Annotated in this window: 22 protein-coding genes and 1 other annotated feature; of the genes, 12 read left to right on the top strand and 10 right to left on the bottom strand. The window is 50.2% G+C overall.

The annotated features are described in order from the left end of the window. Positions 1-327 precede the first annotated feature (327 nt). The 3 genes from LCS67_RS18905 to arcA all read right to left on the bottom strand — a co-directional run bounded on the left by LCS67_RS18905 (position 328) and on the right by arcA (position 2,681). Positions 328-999 carry a winged helix-turn-helix transcriptional regulator gene (locus LCS67_RS18905; RefSeq protein ID WP_000811639.1) on the bottom strand — a complete coding sequence of 224 codons (672 nt, stop codon included), beginning with the start codon at positions 997-999 and terminating at the stop codon, positions 328-330. A gap of 384 nt (positions 1,000-1,383) precedes the next feature. Beyond that, positions 1,384-1,698, bottom strand: a complete 315-nt coding sequence (locus LCS67_RS18900) for a hypothetical protein (protein WP_000749515.1) — start codon at positions 1,696-1,698, stop codon at positions 1,384-1,386. 266 nt (positions 1,699-1,964) lie between these two features. Beyond that, positions 1,965-2,681: a two-component system response regulator ArcA gene (arcA, locus tag LCS67_RS18895; RefSeq protein WP_001194359.1), complete on the bottom strand. Its 717-nt coding sequence runs from the start codon at positions 2,679-2,681 to the stop codon at positions 1,965-1,967. A gap of 95 nt (positions 2,682-2,776) precedes the next feature. On the opposite strand from arcA, the gene yjjY reads away from it, so the two are divergent. The 6 genes from yjjY (at position 2,777) to thrC (ending at position 9,047) form a co-directional block, all read left to right on the top strand. Further along, positions 2,777-2,917, top strand: a complete 141-nt coding sequence (yjjY, locus tag LCS67_RS18890) for a protein YjjY (RefSeq protein WP_001541509.1) — start codon at positions 2,777-2,779, stop codon at positions 2,915-2,917. Positions 2,918-3,316: 399 nt separating this feature from the next. Then, on the top strand, positions 3,317-4,003 hold the full coding sequence (locus tag LCS67_RS18885; RefSeq protein WP_001266769.1) for a tRNA/rRNA methyltransferase: 687 nt from the start codon (positions 3,317-3,319) through the stop codon (positions 4,001-4,003). 213 nt (positions 4,004-4,216) lie between these two features. Continuing rightward, the gene (gene thrL / locus LCS67_RS18880; protein WP_001575544.1) at positions 4,217-4,282 is read left to right on the top strand and encodes a thr operon leader peptide; all 66 of its coding nucleotides are present in this window, start codon (positions 4,217-4,219) and stop codon (positions 4,280-4,282) included. Next, positions 4,218-4,338: a sequence feature (Thr leader region), on the top strand. It overlaps the preceding gene by 65 nt. Positions 4,339-4,363: 25 nt before the next feature. Continuing rightward, on the top strand, positions 4,364-6,826 hold the full coding sequence (gene thrA, locus LCS67_RS18875; protein ID WP_001264680.1) for a bifunctional aspartate kinase/homoserine dehydrogenase I: 2,463 nt from the start codon (positions 4,364-4,366) through the stop codon (positions 6,824-6,826). A 1-nt stretch (position 6,827) separates the two neighbouring features. Next, positions 6,828-7,757, top strand: a complete 930-nt coding sequence (gene thrB, locus LCS67_RS18870; protein ID WP_000241685.1) for a homoserine kinase — start codon at positions 6,828-6,830, stop codon at positions 7,755-7,757. A 3-nt stretch (positions 7,758-7,760) separates the two neighbouring features. Then, a complete protein-coding gene (thrC, locus tag LCS67_RS18865) occupies positions 7,761-9,047 on the top strand; it encodes a threonine synthase (protein ID WP_000781105.1) in 1,287 nt (428 codons plus the stop codon). Between the two features lie 93 nt (positions 9,048-9,140). Here thrC and yaaA read toward each other — a convergent pair whose 3' ends face one another. Together yaaA and LCS67_RS18855 are read right to left on the bottom strand one after the other, a co-directional pair. Continuing rightward, the gene (gene yaaA, locus LCS67_RS18860) at positions 9,141-9,914 is read right to left on the bottom strand and encodes a peroxide stress protein YaaA (protein ID WP_000906172.1); all 774 of its coding nucleotides are present in this window, start codon (positions 9,912-9,914) and stop codon (positions 9,141-9,143) included. A 78-nt stretch (positions 9,915-9,992) separates the two neighbouring features. Next, a complete protein-coding gene (locus tag LCS67_RS18855; RefSeq protein ID WP_001113801.1) occupies positions 9,993-11,423 on the bottom strand; it encodes an alanine/glycine:cation symporter family protein in 1,431 nt (476 codons plus the stop codon). 268 nt (positions 11,424-11,691) lie between these two features. On the opposite strand from LCS67_RS18855, the gene tal reads away from it, so the two are divergent. Together tal and mog are read left to right on the top strand one after the other, a co-directional pair. Next, positions 11,692-12,645 (top strand): transaldolase, encoded by a 954-nt coding sequence (gene tal / locus LCS67_RS18850; RefSeq protein WP_000130179.1) that lies wholly within the window; start codon positions 11,692-11,694, stop codon positions 12,643-12,645. Positions 12,646-12,755: 110 nt separating this feature from the next. Continuing rightward, on the top strand, positions 12,756-13,346 hold the full coding sequence (gene mog, locus LCS67_RS18845) for a molybdopterin adenylyltransferase (RefSeq protein WP_000380373.1): 591 nt from the start codon (positions 12,756-12,758) through the stop codon (positions 13,344-13,346). A 56-nt stretch (positions 13,347-13,402) separates the two neighbouring features. Here the strand turns inward: mog and satP are convergent, their stop codons facing one another. The 3 genes from satP to LCS67_RS18830 form a co-directional block, all read right to left on the bottom strand. After that, a complete protein-coding gene (satP, locus tag LCS67_RS18840) occupies positions 13,403-13,969 on the bottom strand; it encodes an acetate uptake transporter (RefSeq protein ID WP_000528525.1) in 567 nt (188 codons plus the stop codon). A 149-nt stretch (positions 13,970-14,118) separates the two neighbouring features. Then, complete coding sequence (gene msyB / locus LCS67_RS18835; RefSeq protein WP_001103472.1) at positions 14,119-14,832, bottom strand: acidic protein MsyB; 714 nt, start codon at positions 14,830-14,832, stop codon at positions 14,119-14,121. Between the two features lie 35 nt (positions 14,833-14,867). Continuing rightward, a complete protein-coding gene (locus tag LCS67_RS18830; RefSeq protein WP_001258082.1) occupies positions 14,868-15,272 on the bottom strand; it encodes a DUF2541 family protein in 405 nt (134 codons plus the stop codon). Positions 15,273-15,620: 348 nt separating this feature from the next. Here LCS67_RS18830 and dnaK point away from each other — a divergent pair, with 348 nt between their 5' ends. The 4 genes from dnaK (at position 15,621) to LCS67_RS18810 (ending at position 20,461) form a co-directional block, all read left to right on the top strand. Continuing rightward, entirely contained in the window at positions 15,621-17,537 is a 1,917-nt protein-coding gene (gene dnaK / locus LCS67_RS18825) for a molecular chaperone DnaK (RefSeq protein WP_000516126.1), read from the top strand. Positions 17,538-17,622: 85 nt separating this feature from the next. Further along, positions 17,623-18,762, top strand: coding sequence for a molecular chaperone DnaJ (gene dnaJ / locus LCS67_RS18820; protein ID WP_001119009.1), 1,140 nt, complete (start codon positions 17,623-17,625; stop codon positions 18,760-18,762). A 280-nt stretch (positions 18,763-19,042) separates the two neighbouring features. Further along, positions 19,043-19,990, top strand: coding sequence for a LysR family transcriptional regulator (locus LCS67_RS18815; protein WP_000534916.1), 948 nt, complete (start codon positions 19,043-19,045; stop codon positions 19,988-19,990). Positions 19,991-20,116: 126 nt separating this feature from the next. Next, complete coding sequence (locus tag LCS67_RS18810) at positions 20,117-20,461, top strand: phage holin family protein (protein WP_000026889.1); 345 nt, start codon at positions 20,117-20,119, stop codon at positions 20,459-20,461. Positions 20,462-20,521: 60 nt separating this feature from the next. Here LCS67_RS18810 and LCS67_RS18805 read toward each other — a convergent pair whose 3' ends face one another. Beyond that, positions 20,522-21,055: a glycoside hydrolase family 108 protein gene (locus tag LCS67_RS18805; RefSeq protein ID WP_225090900.1), complete on the bottom strand. Its 534-nt coding sequence runs from the start codon at positions 21,053-21,055 to the stop codon at positions 20,522-20,524. A gap of 16 nt (positions 21,056-21,071) precedes the next feature. Then, positions 21,072-21,515 carry a winged helix-turn-helix domain-containing protein gene (locus tag LCS67_RS18800; protein ID WP_000860681.1) on the bottom strand — a complete coding sequence of 148 codons (444 nt, stop codon included), beginning with the start codon at positions 21,513-21,515 and terminating at the stop codon, positions 21,072-21,074. Between the last annotated feature and the right edge of the window lie 168 nt (positions 21,516-21,683).

Genomic DNA, 21,683 nt, shown 5'->3' with positions numbered 1-21,683 from the left:
CCTGATTCTATTCGCTGAAAAATAAAGATAGCTATATAAAATAAAATATTATATTTTACTCTGTATGCGCTTCTTTCTGTTCTGTAGATAAGCAGGCGGCTATTCTACGTATATCAACTATGAACTCAATAAAAATTCTGATGCAATATTGAACGGCAGTCCAGTTTCGGACCCGGTAACAAAGTTTAATAAAGTACCACTAAAGAAGTACGGTTGATGACTGGATTTATAGAGCAAGATCTCTTTTTTGATAATAGTTATTATTTCCTGGGGGATTTATTTAACTCTACATGGCTTTATTTTTAAGAATATACGACGCTTGTCCGTTTAAAATGAAACCGGCAGGTTTCGAAGCTCTAACAGTCTTCCATGCAGTATTTTTATATAGTCCCCCGCTTTTAGTTCTGAAAGTACCTGCATGATACGGCTGCGTGAAAGCCCGGTTCTCTGCTGTATGAAGTTCTGGGCGTTGATCTCAAATCGTGAGCTTTCAGGATACGACCACAGTTCAAGTAACAGCGCTTTTATCTGGCTATAGGCGTCCTGCCCGATAAGGTTTCTGTCACGGTTAGTCATGAAAGCAATGCGGTACATCAGGATGTTCGAAATGTCACGCCAGAGATGCTTTTCATCGGCTATTTCCACAAAATCTTTTACTGGGACAGGATAATATTCACAGGTGGTTTCGGCGATAAAAAAGACGTCTGAATTCTCTTCTAACTGGTATAAGTCAGCATAGGCATCTACAAGGCCTAAAATCATTGGTGAGACACCGCAGCCCATTACAATGCTGTCGATACGCCGACATACTTTAATAGCGCCTTTAGTGATTAACAGGATGTGGGATTGATTATCAATCCTGATATCCAGTGTTTTACCGGCCGTAATAGTGACAGGGGAGATGTTTTGAATAACGTGCCGATGAATATTTAAAATGGCTTGCAGGTTTTTTTCTTTCCCTGTGGGACGATACACATTCCCGCCGTTTAACTGCTTCATATCTTCCCCATTATTATGGCTGATAAAGTGGTTGACTATTAAAAGGTAAAGATAAATTTAATATTCACTTAAAATTATAATTAAGTAAATTAAAATAGCCAACAAGAATATTTAAGTCAATGTATTCACCTTATCAATGCATGAGCGACAACGCTGTTTGTAAGGTTAACCATAGTAAATGTGATGATTTTATTTGCAATCATTTTATGACAGCTATCATAGGTACAGTGCTTAACGAGCGCGTAGAGCATACAGGATAGCGAAGCGATGAACATCGCTGTTGGAGGATACGAATGAGAGAAAAGTACAAAATGCAGGCGGGCGGCGTTTTACTGAGCGAAATCGCCGCCTGCCGGAACTCCTCCCGGCGGGAGCCATAAGCGGTTAGCGGTACTGGACGATCAGGCTTTGAATCTCCGGATGATCTTTTAACGACACGTGCCGTACCGTGGCGATTCCATTCATCAACGAAATAGCGTTTCCAGACGGTGTGGCGACTGTCTGCAAATGGGGGATATTATTCCGCAAACATGATACCTCGATATTGCGATCGTGAGGCGCAAGATTACAACCATATTCGACAATCTGACCTTTGAAATGAATAACGCCTGCGGAGACCGGCGCGGTAGCAGCCAGCGCGGCTGATGAAGCTGACATCGCTGCACAAAACAGGTAGCAGCATAATGGTGATTTTTTCATCCTTTGAAACCTCACGTCCTGTGAGCATCCCCTTATTTTTTGGGGACCAACAAATCCCGTGTATTACTCTTTAATGTTAATACACAAACTACCTTAACTTTCGCAAGCTGAGATAAACAGCGCTATATGACAATTTTTATGTAAAAGAGTACGTCATAACGGCAGGTCAGGAGGGAAAGCGGGGCCGCTTAGCGGAAGGGGAGCATAAGAAACAGCCAGTAAGAATAACTTACCGGCTGTTTTTACAGTTTGGCGCCTGGGCCGAATTAATCCTGCAGGTCGCCGCAGAAGCGATAACCTTCGCCGTGAATGGTGGCGATGATTTCCGGCGTATCCGGCGTGGATTCGAAATGCTTACGAATACGACGAATGGTAACGTCAACAGTACGGTCATGCGGCTTCAGCTCGCGCCCGGTCATTTTCTTCAACAGCTCTGCGCGCGACTGAATTTTGCCAGGGTTTTCGCAGAAGTGAAGCATCGCGCGGAACTCGCTGCGCGGTAGTTTATACTGCTCGCCGTCCGGGCCGATCAGTGAACGACTGTTGATATCCAGTTCCCAACCGTTGAACTTGTAGCTTTCAACGCTACGACGCTCTTCGCTGACGGTACCCAGGTTCATGGTACGGGACAGCAGGTTGCGGGCACGGATGGTCAATTCGCGTGGGTTAAACGGTTTGGTGATGTAATCATCCGCGCCGATTTCGAGGCCGAGAATTTTGTCGACTTCGTTATCGCGGCCCGTCAGGAACATCAGCGCAACGTTAGCCTGTTCACGCAGTTCACGCGCTAACAGGAGACCGTTTTTCCCTGGCAGATTGATATCCATGATCACCAGGTTGATGTCATATTCAGAGAGGATCTGATGCATTTCCGCGCCATCTGTCGCTTCGAATACATCATAGCCTTCCGCTTCGAAAATACTTTTCAACGTGTTGCGTGTTACCAACTCGTCTTCAACGATAAGAATGTGCGGGGTCTGCATGTTTGCTACCTAAATTGCCAACTAAATCGAAACAGGAAGTACAAAAGTCCCTGACCTGCCTGATGCATGTCGCAAATTAACATGATCGGCGTAACATGACTAAAGTACGTAATTGCGTTCTTGATGCACTTTCCATCAACGTCAACAACATCATTAGCTTGGTCGTGGGTACTTTCCCTCTGGACCCGACAGTGTCAAAAACGGCTGTCATCCTAACCATTTTAACAGCAACATAACAGGCTAAGACGTACCGGACACCTAATAAAACTACGCTTCGTTGACATATATCAAGTTCAATTGTAGCACGTTAACAGTTTGATGAAATCATCGTAGCTAAATGCTAGCTTTCATCACAAATTTGCAATATTCCAACTAGTTACGTAAGCCAACTAATAAATGCGATGAATCCAAAGAGCAGGATCTATTTTAAATTAAATTATCCTAAATAAACAGCAGGATAACGATGTTCTGTTAACATAAACAGCAATAGTACAGATACGCAATAGTGTAGCGTCTTTTACGAAATCAAAAATGCTTTTTCAGTGATATCCGTTAAAATTTTGTAAATTTGCGAAGCGTAATATGCTTACAAACGCCAGCTAATTTCCTGTAAATTAGTCAAAAAGAGTAATGAAATGCGTGTAACAATCGTTCTTGTCGCTCCCGCCAGAGCGGAAAATATCGGCGCAGCCGCCCGGGCTATGAAGACCATGGGATTTACTGACCTGCGTATTGTCGACAGCCAGGCGCACCTGGAGCCCGCCACCCGTTGGGTCGCACATGGATCTGGAGATATTATTGATAATATTGAGGTTTTCCACACCCTTGCCGACGCACTCCACGATGTGGATTTTACCGTAGCGACGACAGCCCGCAGCCGGGCAAAATTTCATTACTACGCTTCGCCCGCTGAACTGGTTCCCTTATTACAGGAAAAATCACGCTGGATGCGTCATGCCGCGCTGGTTTTTGGCCGTGAGGATTCCGGTCTGACCAATGACGAGCTGGCGCTGGCGGATGTATTGACCGGCGTGCCGATGGCGGCGGATTACCCTTCGCTCAATCTGGGACAGGCAGTCATGGTGTATTGCTATCAATTAGCAGGTTTAATGCAACAGACCACAGAATCCGTTGATATTGCTGATGAATCGCAGTTACAGGCGTTACGCGCGCGCCTTTTACGCCTGCTAACGACTCTGGAGGCGGCCGATGACCACAAATTAACCGACTGGCTACAACAGCGAATTGGCCTGCTGGGACAGCGAGATACGGTAATGTTGCACCGTTTGGTCCATGATATTGAAAAAAAACTAACAAAATAACGTGCTGTAATTTTTAAAATAATAAGAGATTACGTCTGGTTGCAAGAGATCATAACAGGTGGAATTGGTTGAAAATAAATATATCGCCAGCAGCACATGAACAAGTTTCGGAATGTGATCAATTTAAAAATTTATTGACTTAGGCGGGCAGATACTTTAACCAATATAGGAATACAAGACAGACAAATAAAAATGACAGAGTACACAACATCCATGAACCGCATCAGCACCACCACCATTACCACCATCACCATTACCACAGGTAACGGTGCGGGCTGACGCGTACAGGAAACACAGAAAAAAGCCCGCACTGTTCAGGTGCGGGCTTTTTTTTCGACCAGAGATCACGAGGTAACAACCATGCGAGTGTTGAAGTTCGGCGGTACATCAGTGGCAAATGCAGAACGTTTTCTGCGTGTTGCCGATATTCTGGAAAGCAATGCCAGGCAAGGGCAGGTAGCGACCGTACTTTCCGCCCCCGCGAAAATTACCAACCATCTGGTGGCGATGATTGAAAAAACTATCGGCGGCCAGGATGCTTTGCCGAATATCAGCGATGCCGAACGTATTTTTTCTGACCTGCTCGCAGGACTTGCCAGCGCGCAGCCGGGATTCCCGCTTGCACGGTTGAAAATGGTTGTCGAACAAGAATTCGCTCAGATCAAACATGTTCTGCATGGTATCAGCCTGCTGGGTCAGTGCCCGGATAGCATCAACGCCGCGCTGATTTGCCGTGGCGAAAAAATGTCGATCGCGATTATGGCGGGACTCCTGGAGGCGCGTGGACATCGCGTCACGGTGATTGATCCGGTAGAAAAATTGCTGGCGGTGGGCCATTACCTTGAATCTACCGTCGATATCGCGGAATCGACTCGCCGTATCGCCGCCAGCCAGATCCCAGCCGATCACATGATCCTGATGGCGGGCTTTACCGCCGGTAATGAAAAGGGTGAACTGGTGGTGCTGGGCCGTAATGGTTCCGACTATTCCGCCGCCGTGCTGGCCGCCTGTTTACGCGCTGACTGCTGTGAAATCTGGACTGACGTCGATGGCGTGTATACCTGTGACCCACGTCAGGTGCCGGACGCCAGGCTGCTGAAATCGATGTCCTACCAGGAAGCGATGGAACTCTCTTACTTCGGCGCCAAAGTCCTTCACCCTCGCACCATTACGCCTATCGCCCAGTTCCAGATCCCCTGTCTGATTAAAAATACCGGCAATCCGCAGGCGCCAGGAACGCTGATCGGCGCATCCAGCGACGATGATAATCTGCCGGTTAAAGGGATCTCTAACCTTAACAACATGGCGATGTTTAGCGTCTCCGGCCCGGGAATGAAAGGGATGATTGGGATGGCGGCGCGTGTTTTCGCCGCCATGTCTCGCGCCGGGATCTCGGTGGTGCTCATTACCCAGTCCTCCTCTGAGTACAGCATCAGCTTCTGTGTGCCGCAGAGTGACTGCGCGCGTGCCCGACGTGCGATGCAGGATGAGTTCTATCTGGAGCTGAAAGAGGGGCTGCTGGAGCCGCTGGCGGTTACTGAGCGGTTGGCGATTATCTCTGTTGTCGGCGACGGTATGCGCACGCTACGCGGCATTTCAGCGAAATTCTTCGCCGCGCTGGCGCGGGCTAATATCAATATCGTGGCGATCGCTCAGGGATCTTCTGAGCGTTCCATTTCTGTGGTGGTGAATAACGACGATGCCACCACCGGCGTGCGGGTAACGCACCAGATGCTGTTCAATACCGATCAGGTGATTGAAGTGTTTGTCATTGGCGTCGGCGGCGTCGGCGGCGCGCTACTGGAACAGCTTAAACGTCAGCAAACCTGGCTGAAGAACAAGCACATCGATCTACGCGTGTGCGGCGTGGCAAACTCAAAGGCGTTGCTAACCAATGTGCATGGCCTGAATCTTGACAACTGGCAGGCGGAACTGGCGCAAGCGAACGCGCCGTTCAATCTGGGACGCTTAATTCGCCTGGTGAAAGAATATCATCTACTCAATCCGGTGATTGTTGATTGTACCTCCAGTCAGGCGGTGGCCGACCAGTATGCCGACTTCCTGCGTGAAGGATTCCATGTGGTGACGCCAAACAAGAAAGCGAACACCTCGTCGATGGACTACTACCATCAGCTACGTTTCGCCGCCGCGCAATCACGGCGCAAATTCTTGTATGACACCAACGTCGGTGCCGGTTTGCCGGTGATCGAAAACCTGCAAAATCTGCTGAATGCGGGTGATGAACTGCAAAAATTTTCCGGCATTCTTTCCGGGTCGCTCTCTTTTATTTTCGGTAAACTGGAAGAGGGGATGAGTCTCTCACAGGCGACCGCTCTGGCGCGCGAAATGGGCTATACCGAACCCGATCCGCGCGACGATCTTTCCGGTATGGATGTGGCGCGTAAACTGTTGATCCTCGCCCGCGAGACGGGCCGCGAGCTGGAGCTTTCCGATATTGTGATTGAACCGGTGTTGCCGGACGGGTTTGACGCCTCCGGCGATGTGACCACCTTTATGGCGCATCTGCCGCAGCTTGACGATGCGTTTGCCGCCCGTGTGGCAAAAGCTCGTGATGAAGGTAAGGTATTGCGCTATGTGGGCAATATCGAAGAGGATGGCGTGTGCCGCGTGAAGATTGCCGAAGTTGATGGTAACGATCCGCTCTTCAAAGTGAAAAACGGTGAAAACGCGCTGGCGTTCTACAGCCACTATTATCAGCCCTTGCCGTTGGTGCTGCGCGGCTACGGCGCAGGCAATGATGTGACGGCGGCGGGCGTGTTTGCCGATCTGTTACGGACCCTCTCATGGAAGTTAGGAGTTTAACATGGTGAAAGTGTATGCCCCGGCTTCCAGCGCGAACATGAGCGTCGGTTTCGACGTGTTGGGCGCGGCCGTCACACCCGTTGACGGCACGTTGTTGGGCGATGTGGTATCCGTTGAAGCAGCGGACCATTTCCGTCTGCATAACCTGGGGCGATTTGCCGATAAACTGCCGCCGGAGCCGCGTGAAAATATTGTTTATCAGTGCTGGGAACGTTTTTGCCAGGCATTGGGGAAAACCATCCCGGTGGCGATGACGCTGGAAAAAAATATGCCGATTGGTTCCGGGTTAGGGTCCAGCGCCTGTTCCGTCGTCGCCGCGCTGGTCGCGATGAATGAGCACTGCGGCAAACCGTTAAACGACACGCGTCTGTTGGCGCTGATGGGCGAGCTGGAAGGCCGTATCTCCGGCAGCATCCATTACGATAACGTCGCGCCGTGCTTTCTTGGCGGTATGCAGTTGATGATTGAAGAAAACGGCATTATTAGTCAGCAGGTGCCGGGCTTTGATGAGTGGCTATGGGTACTGGCTTATCCGGGCATTAAAGTTTCCACCGCAGAAGCACGGGCCATTTTGCCTGCGCAGTATCGCCGTCAGGATTGCATTGCGCATGGACGGCATCTGGCCGGTTTTATTCACGCCTGTTACTCGCGGCAGCCGCAGCTTGCCGCCGCGCTGATGAAAGATGTTATTGCCGAACCATACCGCGCGCGTTTACTGCCGGGCTTTAGCCAGGCGCGGCAGGCGGTGTCGGAGATCGGCGCGCTGGCGAGCGGGATTTCCGGGTCGGGGCCGACGCTGTTTGCGCTATGCGATAAACCGGAGACGGCGCAGCGCGTCGCGGACTGGCTGAGCAAACATTATCTGCAAAATCAGGAAGGCTTCGTTCATATTTGCCGGCTGGATACGGCGGGCGCACGAGTAGTGGGATAATCAATGAAACTCTATAATCTGAAAGACCATAATGAGCAGGTCAGCTTTGCGCAGGCCGTCACGCAAGGACTGGGCAAACAGCAGGGACTTTTTTTTCCGCACGATCTGCCGGAGTTTAGCCTGACGGAAATTGATGAGATGCTCAACCAGGACTTTGTCAGCCGTAGCGCAAAGATCCTCTCGGCATTTATTGGCGATGAAATACCGCAGCAAATTCTGGAAGAGCGCGTCCGCGCGGCGTTTGCGTTCCCGGCGCCGGTAGCGCAGGTAGAAAGCGATGTCGGTTGCCTGGAGCTGTTCCATGGTCCGACGCTGGCCTTTAAAGACTTCGGCGGGCGTTTTATGGCGCAAATGCTGACGCATATCAGCGGCGACAAACCGGTGACGATTCTGACCGCAACGTCAGGTGATACCGGCGCGGCGGTGGCTCACGCGTTCTATGGCCTGGAAAATGTGCGGGTCGTCATTCTCTACCCGCGCGGTAAAATCAGTCCGTTGCAGGAAAAACTGTTCTGTACTCTGGGCGGCAACATTGAAACCGTGGCGATCGACGGCGATTTCGACGCTTGCCAGGCGCTGGTGAAACAGGCATTTGATGACGAAGAACTGAAAACGGCGCTGGGGCTGAATTCGGCTAATTCAATTAATATCAGCCGCCTGTTGGCGCAAATTTGCTACTACTTTGAAGCCGTGGCGCAACTGCCGCAGGGGGCGCGTAACCAACTGGTGATCTCCGTCCCCAGCGGCAACTTTGGCGATTTGACGGCAGGACTGCTGGCGAAGTCGTTAGGCCTGCCGGTGAAACGCTTTATCGCCGCTACCAACGTCAACGACACGGTGCCGCGTTTTCTGCATGACGGGAAGTGGGCGCCGAAAGCGACGCAGGCGACCCTGTCGAATGCGATGGATGTCAGCCAGCCGAATAACTGGCCGCGCGTGGAGGAGCTATTCCGCCGTAAAATCTGGCGCCTGACTGAGCTGGGCTATGCGGCGGTGGATGATACTACGACACAGCAGACGATGCGCGAGCTGAAAGCGAAAGGTTATATCTCGGAACCTCATGCGGCGGTAGCGTATCGGGCATTACGCGACCAGTTAAACCCTGGCGAGTATGGCTTGTTTCTCGGAACGGCGCATCCGGCGAAGTTTAAAGAAAGCGTGGAGTCCATTCTGGGAGAAACTCTGGCCTTGCCTGAAGCGCTCGCCGAACGCGCCGACCTGCCGCTGCTTTCACATCATTTGCCTGCGGATTTTGCCGCCCTGCGTAAGCTGATGATGACCCGCCAGTAACCATTGCGCCCGGTGGCGCTGTCGCTTACCGGGCCTATGGGGTGGTGTCGATTTGTAGGCCGGATAAGGCGTAACCGCCATCCGGCGATGCCGTTACTGCTCGTAGCGTTTAAAGACCAGCTCGTCTTGTGTGGAGGTTTCTTCATCAAAGAAATACCCTTCACGGTCAAACGCGGTAAGCTGTTCCGGCTTCGTTAAGCGGTTTTCAATAATAAAACGGCTCATCAGTCCGCGCGCTTTTTTGGCGTAGAAGCTTATCACCTTAAACTTGCCGTTTTTCTCATCAAGGAACACGGGCTTAATCAGTTCGGCATTCAGTTTCTTCGGCTTCACCGATTTAAAATATTCCTCGGAGGCCAGATTCACCACCACCCGATCGCCCTGCGCCTCAAGCGCTTCGTTGAGCTTATCGGTAATGATATCGCCCCAGAATTGATAAAGATCTTTGCCGCGCGGATTCTCCAGGCGAATCCCCATCTCCAGACGATAAGGCTGCATTAAATCCAGCGGGCGCAATACGCCATACAAGCCAGAGAGCATACGCAGATGCTGTTGAGCAAAATCAAAATCCGCGTCGTTGAACGTTTCCGCCTGTAGGCCGGTATAAACATCGCCTTTGAACGCCAGAATCGCCTGGCGTGCATTATCCGGCGTAAAATGAGGCTGCCAGTCATGAAAACGCGTGGCGTTGAGATCCGCCAGTTTGTCGCTAATTCCCATCAGCCTGGAAATTTGCGGCGCCGAAAGCTGGCGGGCCTGTTGAATAAGCTGCTGGCTGTGATCCAACAGCTCCGGCTGGGTATAGCGGGTCGTGGCCAGCGGGCTTTGATAATCAAGCGTTTTTGCAGGTGAAATCAGAATCAGCATATCCAGTCCTTGCAGGGAATTTTCTGCGACTTTAGCAAAAAAACGCCGCAGAGTTGACCGATGGTTGCGATTGTCGGCTTAATCGCGCGATGCCGCATCCCAGGTATCTGGCGCCAGTTGTGGTTCGATATCCGGGAAGCGCCGCGGATCGAACTGCGGTCTTACGCCCAGTTTCCGTTGTCGCAGATAATCGCTGGCGAGGGTATACACCACCGGTGAGAGCAACAAAATCGCCGTCAGATTGGTAATGGCCATACAGGCCATGATCATGTCAGCGAGCTGCCATATCAGCGGAAAACTGATAAGCGTACCGGCGATAACCATGCCAAGCGTCGCAAGGCGTAATAGCCAGATGGCCTTTGCGTTATGTAACCGCAGAAAAAACAGATTGTTTTCAGCGTAAATATAGTTGGCGACGATAGAACTGAACGCGAACAGAATGACGATAAGCGCGACAAAACTGGCGCCCCATTCACCGGTCAACGAAACCATTGCATGTTGGAGAAGCTGAATGCCTTCTGTTGACGAGTGGGACGCGTGATTCCCCGCCAGCAGGATAATCATCGCGCTGGCGGTACAGATGATAATGGTGTCGCTGAATACGCCAATCATTTGCACAATCCCCTGCGCGACTGGGTGAGGGGGATACGACGTTGCCGCCGCGGCCGCATTAGGCGTTGACCCCATACCCGCTTCATTAGAGAACATCCCACGCTGAAAACCGCTGGTAATAGCCTGAGTGAGCGTATATCCGGCTGCGCCTGCCGCGGCTTCCTGCCAGCCAAATGCGCTTTTGACTATCGAGGCGATAACGCCAGGCATTTGCTCAATATGCCAGAAGCAAATGAATACGCTGCCGGCGACCCACAATAACGCGATGAGGGGAATCAGCCATTGCATCAGGCGGGCGACGCCTTTTATGCCGCGAATGATAATTAACAGGGCACAGAACGCCAGAGCAATGCCGGAGATAAGTGGCGGAATGTTGAAGGCGAAATGGAGCGCGCGTGAGACGGCATTCGCCTGCACGCTATTAAAAATCAACCCGTAGGCGACGAGCAGAAAGAGGGCGAAAACCACGCCCATCCAGCGCATTCCCAGCCCGCGCGCCATATACCACGCCGGGCCGCCGCGGAACTGGCCTGTCGGGTCACGTTCTTTATAAAGCTGGGCAAGCGAACACTCGGCGAAGGAGGTCGCCATGCCAATGATGGCCGAGACCCACATCCAGAATACCGCGCCGGGACCGCCTGCGGCGATAGCCAGCGCCACGCCGGCCAGATTACCGCTGCCAATCCGCGCCGCGAGGCTGGTACACAGCGCCTGAAATGACGTCAGGCCGCCTGGCTGCGGGCTAAGGCTGCCTTTCAGACTGCGGCCAAATTGGCGAATATAACGAAACTGAATGAATCCGGTACGCCAGGTAAACCAACATCCTGCGCCGAGCAGCAGGTAAATCATTACCGAGCCCCAGAGTATTTCGTTAATAAAACTGAAAAACTCAGGCATTAACGTCCCTCTTGTTGATGCCGGCACGCTTTGATAATCCTGTATAAGCGTGACCCATGATGTAGATGACCTTGTCAGACTAATATTAACGGCAGTTTACCATAAATACGGCGGTATCCTTTAATTGCGCATCAACCGTCGGCAGATACGCAAACAGTGCACAAGGGCAGCCAGGTGCATGTAGGCGGTTGCGCTGTGAGTGCGTCGTGTTATCATCAGGGTAGACCGGTTACATCCCCTAACAAGCTGTTTAAAGAGAAACTCTATCATGACGGACAAATTGACCTCCCTTCGTCAGTTCACCACCGTAGTGGCTGATACCGGAGATATCGCGGCAATGAAGCTGTACCAGCCGCAGGATGCTACAACTAACCCTTCTCTCATTCTTAACGCAGCGCAAATCCCGGAATATCGTAAGCTGATTGACGATGCTGTCGCCTGGGCGAAACAGCAGAGCAGCAACCGCGCGCAGCAGGTTGTTGACGCGACCGATAAGCTGGCGGTGAATATTGGCCTGGAAATCCTAAAGCTGGTGCCGGGGCGTATTTCTACCGAAGTTGACGCGCGTCTGTCTTATGACACTGAAGCGTCTATCGCCAAAGCAAAACGTATCATTAAACTCTACAATGATGCGGGTATCAGCAACGATCGTATCCTGATCAAGCTGGCGTCCACCTGGCAGGGCATTCGCGCAGCCGAACAGCTGGAAAAAGAAGGCATCAACTGTAACCTGACGCTGCTGTTCTCCTTCGCGCAGGCGCGTGCGTGCGCCGAAGCGGGCGTCTACCTGATCTCGCCGTTCGTAGGTCGTATTCTTGACTGGTATAAAGCCAATACCGACAAGAAAGACTATGCGCCAGCTGAAGATCCGGGCGTGGTTTCCGTAACGGAAATCTACGAGTACTACAAACAGCATGGTTACGAAACCGTCGTTATGGGCGCAAGCTTCCGTAACGTAGGCGAAATTCTGGAGCTGGCGGGCTGCGACCGTCTGACTATCGCGCCGGCATTGCTGAAAGAACTGGCGGAAAGCGAAGGGGCGATTGAGCGTAAGCTCTCTTTCTCCGGCGAAGTCAAAGCGCGTCCGGAACGCATTACCGAAGCCGAGTTCCTGTGGCAGCATCACCAGGATCCGATGGCGGTTGACAAACTGGCGGATGGTATCCGTAAGTTTGCGGTAGACCAGGAAAAACTGGAAAAAATGATCGGCGATCTGCTGTAATCATTAACGCGTGGCCCTGATATGGGTCACGCTACCTCTTCTGAAACCTGTCTGTCCTTCCCTTCGCAGTGTATCATTCTGTTTAACGAGACTGTTTTAACGGAATAATTATGGATACCTTACGTATTGGCTTAGTTTCTATCTCCGACCGCGCTTCAAGCGGCGTTTACCAGGATAAAGGCATTCCTGCGCTTGAGGAGTGGCTCGCTTCTGCACTGACCACGCCTTTCGAGGTCCAACGGCGCTTAATTCCTGATGAACAGGAAATTATCGAGCAAACGTTGTGTGAACTGGTCGATGAGATGAGCTGTCATCTGGTGCTGACCACTGGCGGTACCGGTCCGGCACGTCGCGACGTCACGCCGGACGCGACCCTTGCCATCGCTGACCGTGAAATGCCAGGTTTTGGCGAGCAGATGCGCCAGATCAGCCTGCGCTTTGTGCCGACAGCCATTCTTTCCCGCCAGGTGGGCGTTATCCGTAAACAGGCGTTAATTCTTAATCTGCCTGGACAGCCAAAATCGATCAAAGAAACGCTGGAAGGCGTAAAAGCGGACGATGGCAGCGTTAGCGTGCCGGGCATTTTTGCGAGCGTGCCGTATTGCATACAGCTGCTTGACGGGCCGTATGTCGAAACCGCGCCGGAAGTGGTTGCCGCTTTCCGTCCGAAGAGCGCCAGACGTGAGAATATGTCATCCTGACCGGAAGATACTGATAGTAGGGTTATTCCTCCCGGTGCGGGAGGAATAAAAGAGATTTAGTGCGCTTCGCCGATTGGCAGAATAGTGCGGCCAAATTGCTCGTTTAGCACTTCACCCATCGCCAGATAAATAGCGCTGGCGCCGCAAACCAGACCAACCCAGCCTGCGATATGGATAATGGCTTCGTTACCGGTGATATTGCCGACCGCCAGCAGAGCGAACAGTACGGTCAGGCTCAGGAAAACAAATTGCAGCGCGCGGGCGGCTTTCAGCGTACCGAAGAACATAAACAGCGTGAACACGCCCCACAGACCTAAATAAGCGCCGAGTAGCTGAGCGTCAGGCGCATCCGTCAGGCCCATTTTCGGCATCAGCAGGATAGCGACCAGCGTCAGCCAGAACGAACCGTAAGAGGTAAAGGCCGTTAAACCAAAGGTATTGCCTTTTTTGTACTCCAGCAGACCGGCAAAAATTTGCGCGATACCGCCGTAGAAAATCCCCATCGCCAGAATAATACCGTCCAGGGCGAAAAAACCGGCATTGTGCAGGTTAAGCAGAATGGTGGTCATGCCGAAGCCCATCAGGCCCAGCGGTGCCGGATTAGCCAACTTAGTGTTGCCCATAATTCCTCAAAATCATCATAATTGAATGGTGAAATAGTTTCCCAGAATAACGAGTTCCGTATTCGGGGCGCGGCATAATAATCAGGGGGAAGAGGACTGTCTATGATCTAATAAGGGGGAAAAGAAAATATTTCCCCCTGTGAGGGCATTCACGCCTGAACGGCTGCCATCATTCGTCGCAGGCAGGCTATTTGCAACACCGCCGGAATAGTCACGCGATACGCGCTGCCGCTCATCGCTTTGACGCCGTTTAACGCCGCGCCGACCGGGCCGCCAAGACCTGCGCCGCGCAGTAATCCGTGACCCAGGATGCTCATTGCGGCATGGGTACGCAAAATGCGGGTAAGCTGGGTGGAAAGCAGGTGGGAGACCCCTTTTGCCAGACGGCGATCTTTCATGAGCAGCGGCAGCAGTTCTTCCAGTTCAGAAACTTTGGCGTCTACGGCTTGCAGAAATTCCTGCTTATGCGCCGCGTCCATCTTCTGCCAGGTATGACGTAAAAAATGCTCCAGTAGTTGCTGTTCTATTTCAAACGTCGACATGCTTTTATCTGCTTTGAGTTTTAGCCGTTTTGCGACATCCAGCAGAATCGCGCGGTACTGTTTTCCGTGTCCGCGCAATTTGTTGGCGATACTGTCGCCGCCGTAATGCTGAAACTCGCCGGCAATGAGCTGCCAGTTACGGCGGTGTTGCTCCGGGTGACCTTCCATCGCTTTGAACAGCTCGTTATGACTAAGGACGCTTGACAAGCGAGCCTTGCCCTTTTCGTTATGCGTCAGCAAACGGGCGAAATCGGCGAGTTGTTCTTCGCTACAATGCTGAAGAAAGTCTAAATCCTCGTCGTGTAAATAGGTGACGTTCATTTTCAGTCTGGCTTTTGGAATAGAAATAACAGCGATTAATCGTCGCCAATGACTTTAAGTCTCGCCATATCGGAAGAATTTACCGTATGACCTGAGAAGGTAATCTTTGATACGCAGCGTTTGTTGTCGTTATCGCTATTAATATTGATCCAGCCTGTCGTCTGGCCCTCTTTGATTGAGGAAGGGACGTTCAGGTTTTGGCTGGCGCTACGCGCAGTTTTAAAATAGACGGATGCGCCGCTAAGTTCGATGTCGCCGTGATCCGCCGTGAGTTGAATGCGCTTCACGATGCGGCAGACGGGAATTTTCAGCGCGAGATCGTTCGTTTCATTTCTGGGCATGGCAATAACACCCAGTATTTTATGGTCGTTCGCGTGCGCGACGCTACTTAACGCCAGGCCGAAAAGCAGGCCGGCGGAAATCGTTAACACAGATCGCATGGAATTTCTCTTTGACGGGTTCAATAAGCAATTACCGTCTATCATACTCTGCTCATGGCAACGATTCAGTTTTGTAATCTTTTCTTTTTATTACAATTTTTCCGTGAATGGTATTCGTTGTTTAATTTATTTCATGAATATTTATCTGTCTGGTTTTCCATCGCGCCCTCTCGTCATTAAAAAATTTTTTCATCTCCCCCTTGATGACGTGGGTTACGACCCCATCTTGTAGTCAACCGCAGTGGTGAGTCTGAAAAAAAACGATTCAGGGTAGTTGAAACCGCACGTTTCGCCCTTATTACAGATTCACAACCACATGATGACCGAATTTTTAGTGGAGACGTTTAGATGGGTAAAATTATTGGTATCGACCTGGGTACTACCAACTCTTGTGTAGCGATTATGGATGGAACGCAGGCACGCGTGCTGGAGAACGCCGAGGGCGATCGCACTACGCCTTCTATCATTGCTTATACCCAGGATGGTGAAACTCTGGTTGGTCAGCCGGCTAAACGTCAGGCAGTGACAAACCCGCAAAACACCCTGTTTGCGATTAAACGCCTGATTGGCCGCCGCTTCCAGGACGAAGAAGTTCAACGTGACGTTTCTATCATGCCGTACAAAATCATCGGCGCCGACAACGGCGACGCATGGCTTGATGTGAAAGGTCAGAAAATGGCGCCGCCGCAGATTTCTGCCGAAGTGCTGAAGAAAATGAAGAAAACGGCTGAAGATTATCTGGGCGAACCGGTAACTGAAGCGGTTATCACCGTACCGGCTTACTTTAACGATGCGCAGCGTCAGGCTACCAAAGATGCTGGTCGTATCGCGGGGCTGGAAGTTAAACGTATCATCAACGAACCGACTGCCGCAGCGCTGGCTTACGGTCTGGATAAAGAAGTCGGCAACCGTACTATCGCGGTTTACGACCTCGGTGGTGGTACTTTCGATATCTCTATTATCGAAATCGACGAAGTTGATGGCGAAAAAACCTTTGAAGTTCTGGCAACCAACGGTGATACCCACCTGGGTGGTGAAGACTTCGATACCCGCCTGATCAACTACCTCGTTGACGAGTTTAAGAAAGATCAGGGCATTGACCTGCGTAACGATCCGCTGGCAATGCAGCGCCTGAAAGAAGCCGCAGAAAAAGCCAAAATCGAGCTGTCTTCTGCGCAGCAGACCGACGTGAACCTGCCGTACATTACCGCAGATGCCACCGGTCCGAAACACATGAACATCAAAGTGACTCGTGCGAAACTGGAAAGCCTGGTTGAAGATCTGGTGAACCGTTCTATCGAGCCGCTGAAAGTCGCACTGCAGGACGCTGGCCTGTCCGTGTCTGATATCAACGACGTGATCCTCGTTGGCGGTCAGACTCGTATGCCAATGGTGCAGAAAAAAGTGGCTGAATTCTTTGGTAAAGAGCCGCGTAAAGACGTTAACCCGGACGAAGCTGTGGCTATCGGCGCAGCGGTTCAGGGCGGCGTTCTGACCGGCGACGTGAAAGATGTGCTGCTGCTGGACGTTACCCCGCTGTCTCTGGGTATCGAAACGATGGGTGGCGTGATGACTCCGCTTATCACCAAAAACACCACCATCCCGACCAAGCACAGCCAGGTGTTCTCTACTGCGGAAGACAACCAGTCTGCGGTAACCATCCATGTGCTGCAGGGTGAGCGTAAACGTGCGTCTGATAACAAATCTCTGGGTCAGTTCAACCTGGATGGTATCAACCCGGCGCCGCGCGGTATGCCGCAGATCGAAGTTACCTTCGATATCGATGCTGACGGTATCCTGCACGTTTCCGCGAAAGACAAAAATAGCGGTAAAGAGCAGAAGATCACCATCAAGGCATCTTCTGGTCTGAACGAGGAAGAAATTCAGAAAATGGTTCGCGATGCAGAAGCGAACGCTGAATCCGACCGCAAGTTCGAAGAGCTGGTTCAGACCCGTAACCAGGGCGACCATCTGCTGCACAGCACCCGTAAGCAGGTTGAAGAAGCAGGCGATAAACTGCCGGCTGATGACAAAACCGCTATCGAGTCTGCCCTGAGCGCGCTGGAAACTGCCCTGAAAGGCGAAGATAAAGCCGCTATCGAAGCGAAAATGCAGGAACTGGCGCAGGTTTCCCAGAAACTGATGGAAATCGCTCAGCAGCAACATGCGCAGCAGCAGGCTGGCTCCGCTGACGCTTCTGCAAACAACGCGAAAGATGACGACGTTGTCGACGCTGAGTTTGAAGAAGTAAAAGATAAAAAATAATCGCCCTTTGAACGGGTAATTACTGGCACGGGCGAAGAGGTTTCCTCTCCGCCCGTGTATGCATGTTAAGGGCAGATAAAAAGAGATGGCGAAAAGAGATTACTACGAGATTTTAGGCGTTTCCAAAACAGCGGAAGAGCGTGAAATCAAAAAGGCGTATAAGCGCCTGGCCATGAAATATCATCCGGACCGCAATCAGGGTGATAAAGAGGCCGAAGCTAAATTTAAAGAGATTAAAGAAGCCTATGAAGTGCTGACCGATGCGCAAAAACGCGCAGCCTACGATCAGTATGGTCACGCCGCGTTTGAACAAGGCGGTATGGGCGGCGGATTTGGCGGCGGCTTTAATGGCGGCGCTGATTTCAGTGATATTTTTGGTGACGTTTTTGGCGATATCTTTGGCGGCGGGCGTGGTCGCCAACGTGCGGCGCGTGGGGCTGATTTGCGTTATAACATGGATCTCACCCTGGAAGAAGCGGTGCGTGGCGTGACCAAAGAGATCCGTATTCCGACGCTGGAGGAGTGCGACGTTTGCCACGGCAGCGGCGCGAAAGCTGGTACGCAACCGCAAACCTGTCCGACCTGTCATGGTTCTGGTCAGGTACAGATGCGCCAGGGATTCTTTGCTGTACAGCAGACCTGCCCACACTGTCAGGGACGCGGTACGCTGATCAAAGATCCGTGCCATAAATGCCACGGTCATGGGCGTGTTGAAAAGAGTAAAACTCTGTCCGTTAAAATCCCGGCGGGCGTGGATACCGGCGATCGTATTCGTCTGGCAGGCGAGGGCGAAGCGGGCGAGCATGGCGCACCGGCAGGCGACTTGTACGTTCAGGTCCAGGTGAAACAACACCCTATTTTCGAGCGTGAAGGCAATAATCTTTATTGCGAAGTGCCGATCAACTTTGCGATGGCGGCGCTGGGCGGTGAAATTGAAGTGCCGACGTTAGATGGTCGCGTGATGCTGAAAGTACCGAGCGAAACACAAACGGGCAAGTTGTTCCGTATGCGCGGCAAAGGCGTGAAGTCCGTACGCGGTGGCGCGCAGGGCGATTTGCTGTGCCGTGTGGTGGTTGAAACGCCGGTCGGTCTGAGCGAAAAACAGAAGCAATTGCTAAAAGATCTTCAGGAAAGTTTTGGCGGCCCGACGGGAGAGAAAAACAGCCCGCGTTCAAAAAGCTTCTTTGACGGCGTGAAAAAATTCTTTGACGATTTGACTCGCTAATCTTTTTCCCGTTGTATTTTTCTTCAGCCCGGGTGTTTATCCGGGCTTTTTTCTGCCTGTACGCGCCCAGGCCTCTGTTAAACGCATCGTATCCTCTCATTTGTTGATATTTTGTTTTTACTGATAAACAAATTGATGTTAATCAGCAGTTTTGTATACGCTTATTCTTTAAAAAAACGTGATGTGATGACATTAACGATTGCTTTTTTAGATGCTGTGAATTGATTTATCTTGAGTATTATCTATATTGCTTTTTTTAGTTTCCGGAGGCAGACAGCGAATGGGATCGAAAGGTGCCAACAAGAGCTTTGATTATAATTTAATCAAAATTCTTGACGCTGTTATTTTGTCAGGAAATGCGGCTATGGCGGCAAAAAAGCTAGGCATTACACCGGCTGCCGTCTCTATGGCGTTAAAGCGCCTGCAGAGTTATTACCCGGAAGAACTGTTTAGCAGAGGGAAAGGCGGGCTCATCCCCACAGCTAAGGCTGTCGACATTCACCAAAATTTCAGTCAGGTGATGAAACTGGTGGATGACACATTTCTCTGTAATAGCAAAAAAGATGAAGCGTTCCAGATAACGTTATTAGGCAGTGATATTGTTGAAAGCTATTATCTTTCTCAGCTCTATAACAGCGATATTTTTGACCGTATTTTGATAAATCATTTCTCTGTCAGAAATATGAATCGGGAGCGTATCAGCGAACTTCTGTTTACTGCGCAAGGCGATCTGTTGATTGGTGCCGAACCTTTGCTGGAGTCCGGCATAGAGAATCAAATTATTGATAGTTTTAAATCATTTGTTTGTATCTGTAGCAGTAAACACATGCTGAGTACCCTCTCACAGCTATCGCTACATCATTTTTATTCTTCGCGTCATGCGTTATATCAGCCGGGGATGGGGGCTTCAGTGATATATCATGATAGCGAGTTATTTAAGGATGAGCTTTACTATACTGGCAGGCGTATTGTCGGCTATCGCAGTGATTCGCTTAACGGTTTGATGAGCATGATCGAACGAACCTCATTGATTGCATTGATGCCTTTGAAATTAGCGCTTTTTTATAAAAATCATCGTAAATATGACATTAAATTTATTCAGCCTCCGCCCGAACTGGCTTTGAAGTCAGTTCAGGTCTATGCATCCTGGAATAAAAATAGTAGAAATATATCGACGATTAATGAGATGGTAAGTATGTTACAAACGCTTTCCTCCTTCCGTCGCTAATACACCTCATTTTTACTCTTTGATTTAATATGGTTTTAAATGATGTGCTTTGATTTTTACCCTTCTGACAGGGCGCTTACACTCCTTGTGTTAATTATTCATTTATAATGATTTCGGAGTGTTAAAATGTCTATTCCCAACCATGTGTCGACAACAGAAGTTGTGCTATTGGAGCTAGAGATCTTACTCACTATTATTTCGATTGGCGCGTGGGGAGGCTTTGTCAGCTATCTTTTACGCAAAGATAAGACAGAATATAATAGTTCTCATGAAAGTATAAAATATTGCTTAACGCAGATCGTGATTTCCTGCTTCACCAGTTTCTTGTTAAGCGCGATTGCAATCGAAAAAGAATGCAGTTTCAACATTGTTCTGTTGGCGGCAGGCTTAGGCGGTGTTTTCGCGAGTCCGATCTTAAAAATTCTTGGGCGGCGGATTAAAAAAATTATCGAAGGAAATAATTCAGATTAATTATCATTCGCAGTATCAGGCTCATCCGTGAGCCTTTTACGCGTCTTTTTTCAGCCGGGTCTAGGTCACTCTATTCTTGATCCAGCCATAAATAAATTGTTCGTTATTGTGGTTTTTTTCAGCAACGTTTAAGTAGTACGTGCCCTGACTGCAATTGAGGGCTTTCACCAAAACGGCTTCCCCTTCCTGGCCTCGCCAGGCCAAATAATGTTCGAGAGCGGCAAGCGTCCGCGGGCCAATATTGCCATCCACATGAATATCCGGGTAGCGTTTACCTTCGTGATTAAAGACGTTCAACCAGCGTTGCAGCCACGCGCTGGGGTGGTAAGCGCCTATGTTGACTGCCGCATCGCACAGCTCGAAGGAGACTGGCCACGATAGCGTCGAGATGACATCAAAGCCTGGTTTTATCCAGTAATCCTCTTCGAGAATCGCGTAGGCTTCAGCGCGGGTCAGATCCCGCATATCGCCAGCGTAGCCATGCGCTCGCGCCGTGGCTTCGGTAATGTCCCAATGGGTGGCGCCGCCTTTATCTTTAGGGTTAAATACGTAACCGCCTTCAAGCGCAATAATTCCATCTATAATTGGATTCATCTTCCCTTTCCTTCGCTTAGTGAATATGCAGATACATGAGAGAACCTAACGTTACTGAAAATACGGTCGTCAGGGCAGCGATGGTTTGCCGTACAATCTGTTTTTTTCTTCCCTTTGTTTCGCTATCCGTCGCGATAATGGCGATATCACTATTAACTTTGAGGCCTTGTCTTGGAATGGTAATAAAAAGATCGTTAATACCAAGCGCTTTAAGGTCACGTCTGATTAAATAGAGAATCTGCGTTAGATTTGCATCATTAACATAGTGGCTTCGACTTCCCCATAACGCGGTGGTTATTTTTTGTCGCTCGATAATCTCCAGATGAGCATTCTCGATGATGAAACTGAGACATTTGGCTCTCATCGCAGTCATTTTAATAACCTGTGAATTTGAGACCGTCCTCAGTTCATATTTACCTTCATTGTAAATGCAGTTGCTATTAATGATATAAGTTTTCATAACGTCTTCCTTTAGAAATGTACATCCTGGTTGTCTGTGGTGACTATATTGTATGAGAAATGTCTTAATCCAATAAATGTCACTGGTTTTATTGTATTGTCATTGTCTATAGCGAGTGTAATCACATTATTTCATTGTAATTAAATGATATTTAATTACATGATAAAT

Source organism: Salmonella sp. A7 (assembly GCF_020181675.1).
In the GTDB taxonomy this organism is placed as follows: Bacteria; Pseudomonadota; Gammaproteobacteria; order Enterobacterales; family Enterobacteriaceae; genus Salmonella; species Salmonella enterica.
This window is presented reverse-complemented; position numbering and strand designations above follow the sequence as displayed.

Bases quoted from the DNA above. Each gene is read 5' to 3' on its own strand.
- yaaA (WP_000906172.1), bottom strand. From the start codon at position 9,914: ATGCTGATTCTGATTTCACCTGCAAAAACGCTTGATTATCAAAGCCCG.
- dnaJ (WP_001119009.1), top strand. From the start codon at position 17,623: ATGGCGAAAAGAGATTACTACGAGATTTTAGGCGTTTCCAAAACAGCG.
- thrA (WP_001264680.1), top strand. From the start codon at position 4,364: ATGCGAGTGTTGAAGTTCGGCGGTACATCAGTGGCAAATGCAGAACGT.
- LCS67_RS18830 (WP_001258082.1), bottom strand. From the start codon at position 15,272: ATGCGATCTGTGTTAACGATTTCCGCCGGCCTGCTTTTCGGCCTGGCG.
- LCS67_RS18905 (WP_000811639.1), bottom strand. From the start codon at position 999: ATGAAGCAGTTAAACGGCGGGAATGTGTATCGTCCCACAGGGAAAGAA.
- yjjY (WP_001541509.1), top strand. From the start codon at position 2,777: ATGACTAAAGTACGTAATTGCGTTCTTGATGCACTTTCCATCAACGTC.
- LCS67_RS18805 (WP_225090900.1), bottom strand. From the start codon at position 21,055: ATGAATCCAATTATAGATGGAATTATTGCGCTTGAAGGCGGTTACGTA.
- LCS67_RS18900 (WP_000749515.1), bottom strand. From the start codon at position 1,698: ATGAAAAAATCACCATTATGCTGCTACCTGTTTTGTGCAGCGATGTCA.
- dnaK (WP_000516126.1), top strand. From the start codon at position 15,621: ATGGGTAAAATTATTGGTATCGACCTGGGTACTACCAACTCTTGTGTA.
- LCS67_RS18855 (WP_001113801.1), bottom strand. From the start codon at position 11,423: ATGCCTGAGTTTTTCAGTTTTATTAACGAAATACTCTGGGGCTCGGTA.
- arcA (WP_001194359.1), bottom strand. From the start codon at position 2,681: ATGCAGACCCCGCACATTCTTATCGTTGAAGACGAGTTGGTAACACGC.
- thrB (WP_000241685.1), top strand. From the start codon at position 6,828: ATGGTGAAAGTGTATGCCCCGGCTTCCAGCGCGAACATGAGCGTCGGT.
- mog (WP_000380373.1), top strand. From the start codon at position 12,756: ATGGATACCTTACGTATTGGCTTAGTTTCTATCTCCGACCGCGCTTCA.
- tal (WP_000130179.1), top strand. From the start codon at position 11,692: ATGACGGACAAATTGACCTCCCTTCGTCAGTTCACCACCGTAGTGGCT.
- LCS67_RS18885 (WP_001266769.1), top strand. From the start codon at position 3,317: ATGCGTGTAACAATCGTTCTTGTCGCTCCCGCCAGAGCGGAAAATATC.
- LCS67_RS18810 (WP_000026889.1), top strand. From the start codon at position 20,117: ATGTCTATTCCCAACCATGTGTCGACAACAGAAGTTGTGCTATTGGAG.
- LCS67_RS18815 (WP_000534916.1), top strand. From the start codon at position 19,043: ATGGGATCGAAAGGTGCCAACAAGAGCTTTGATTATAATTTAATCAAA.
- satP (WP_000528525.1), bottom strand. From the start codon at position 13,969: ATGGGCAACACTAAGTTGGCTAATCCGGCACCGCTGGGCCTGATGGGC.
- thrC (WP_000781105.1), top strand. From the start codon at position 7,761: ATGAAACTCTATAATCTGAAAGACCATAATGAGCAGGTCAGCTTTGCG.
- msyB (WP_001103472.1), bottom strand. From the start codon at position 14,832: ATGAACGTCACCTATTTACACGACGAGGATTTAGACTTTCTTCAGCAT.
- LCS67_RS18800 (WP_000860681.1), bottom strand. From the start codon at position 21,515: ATGAAAACTTATATCATTAATAGCAACTGCATTTACAATGAAGGTAAA.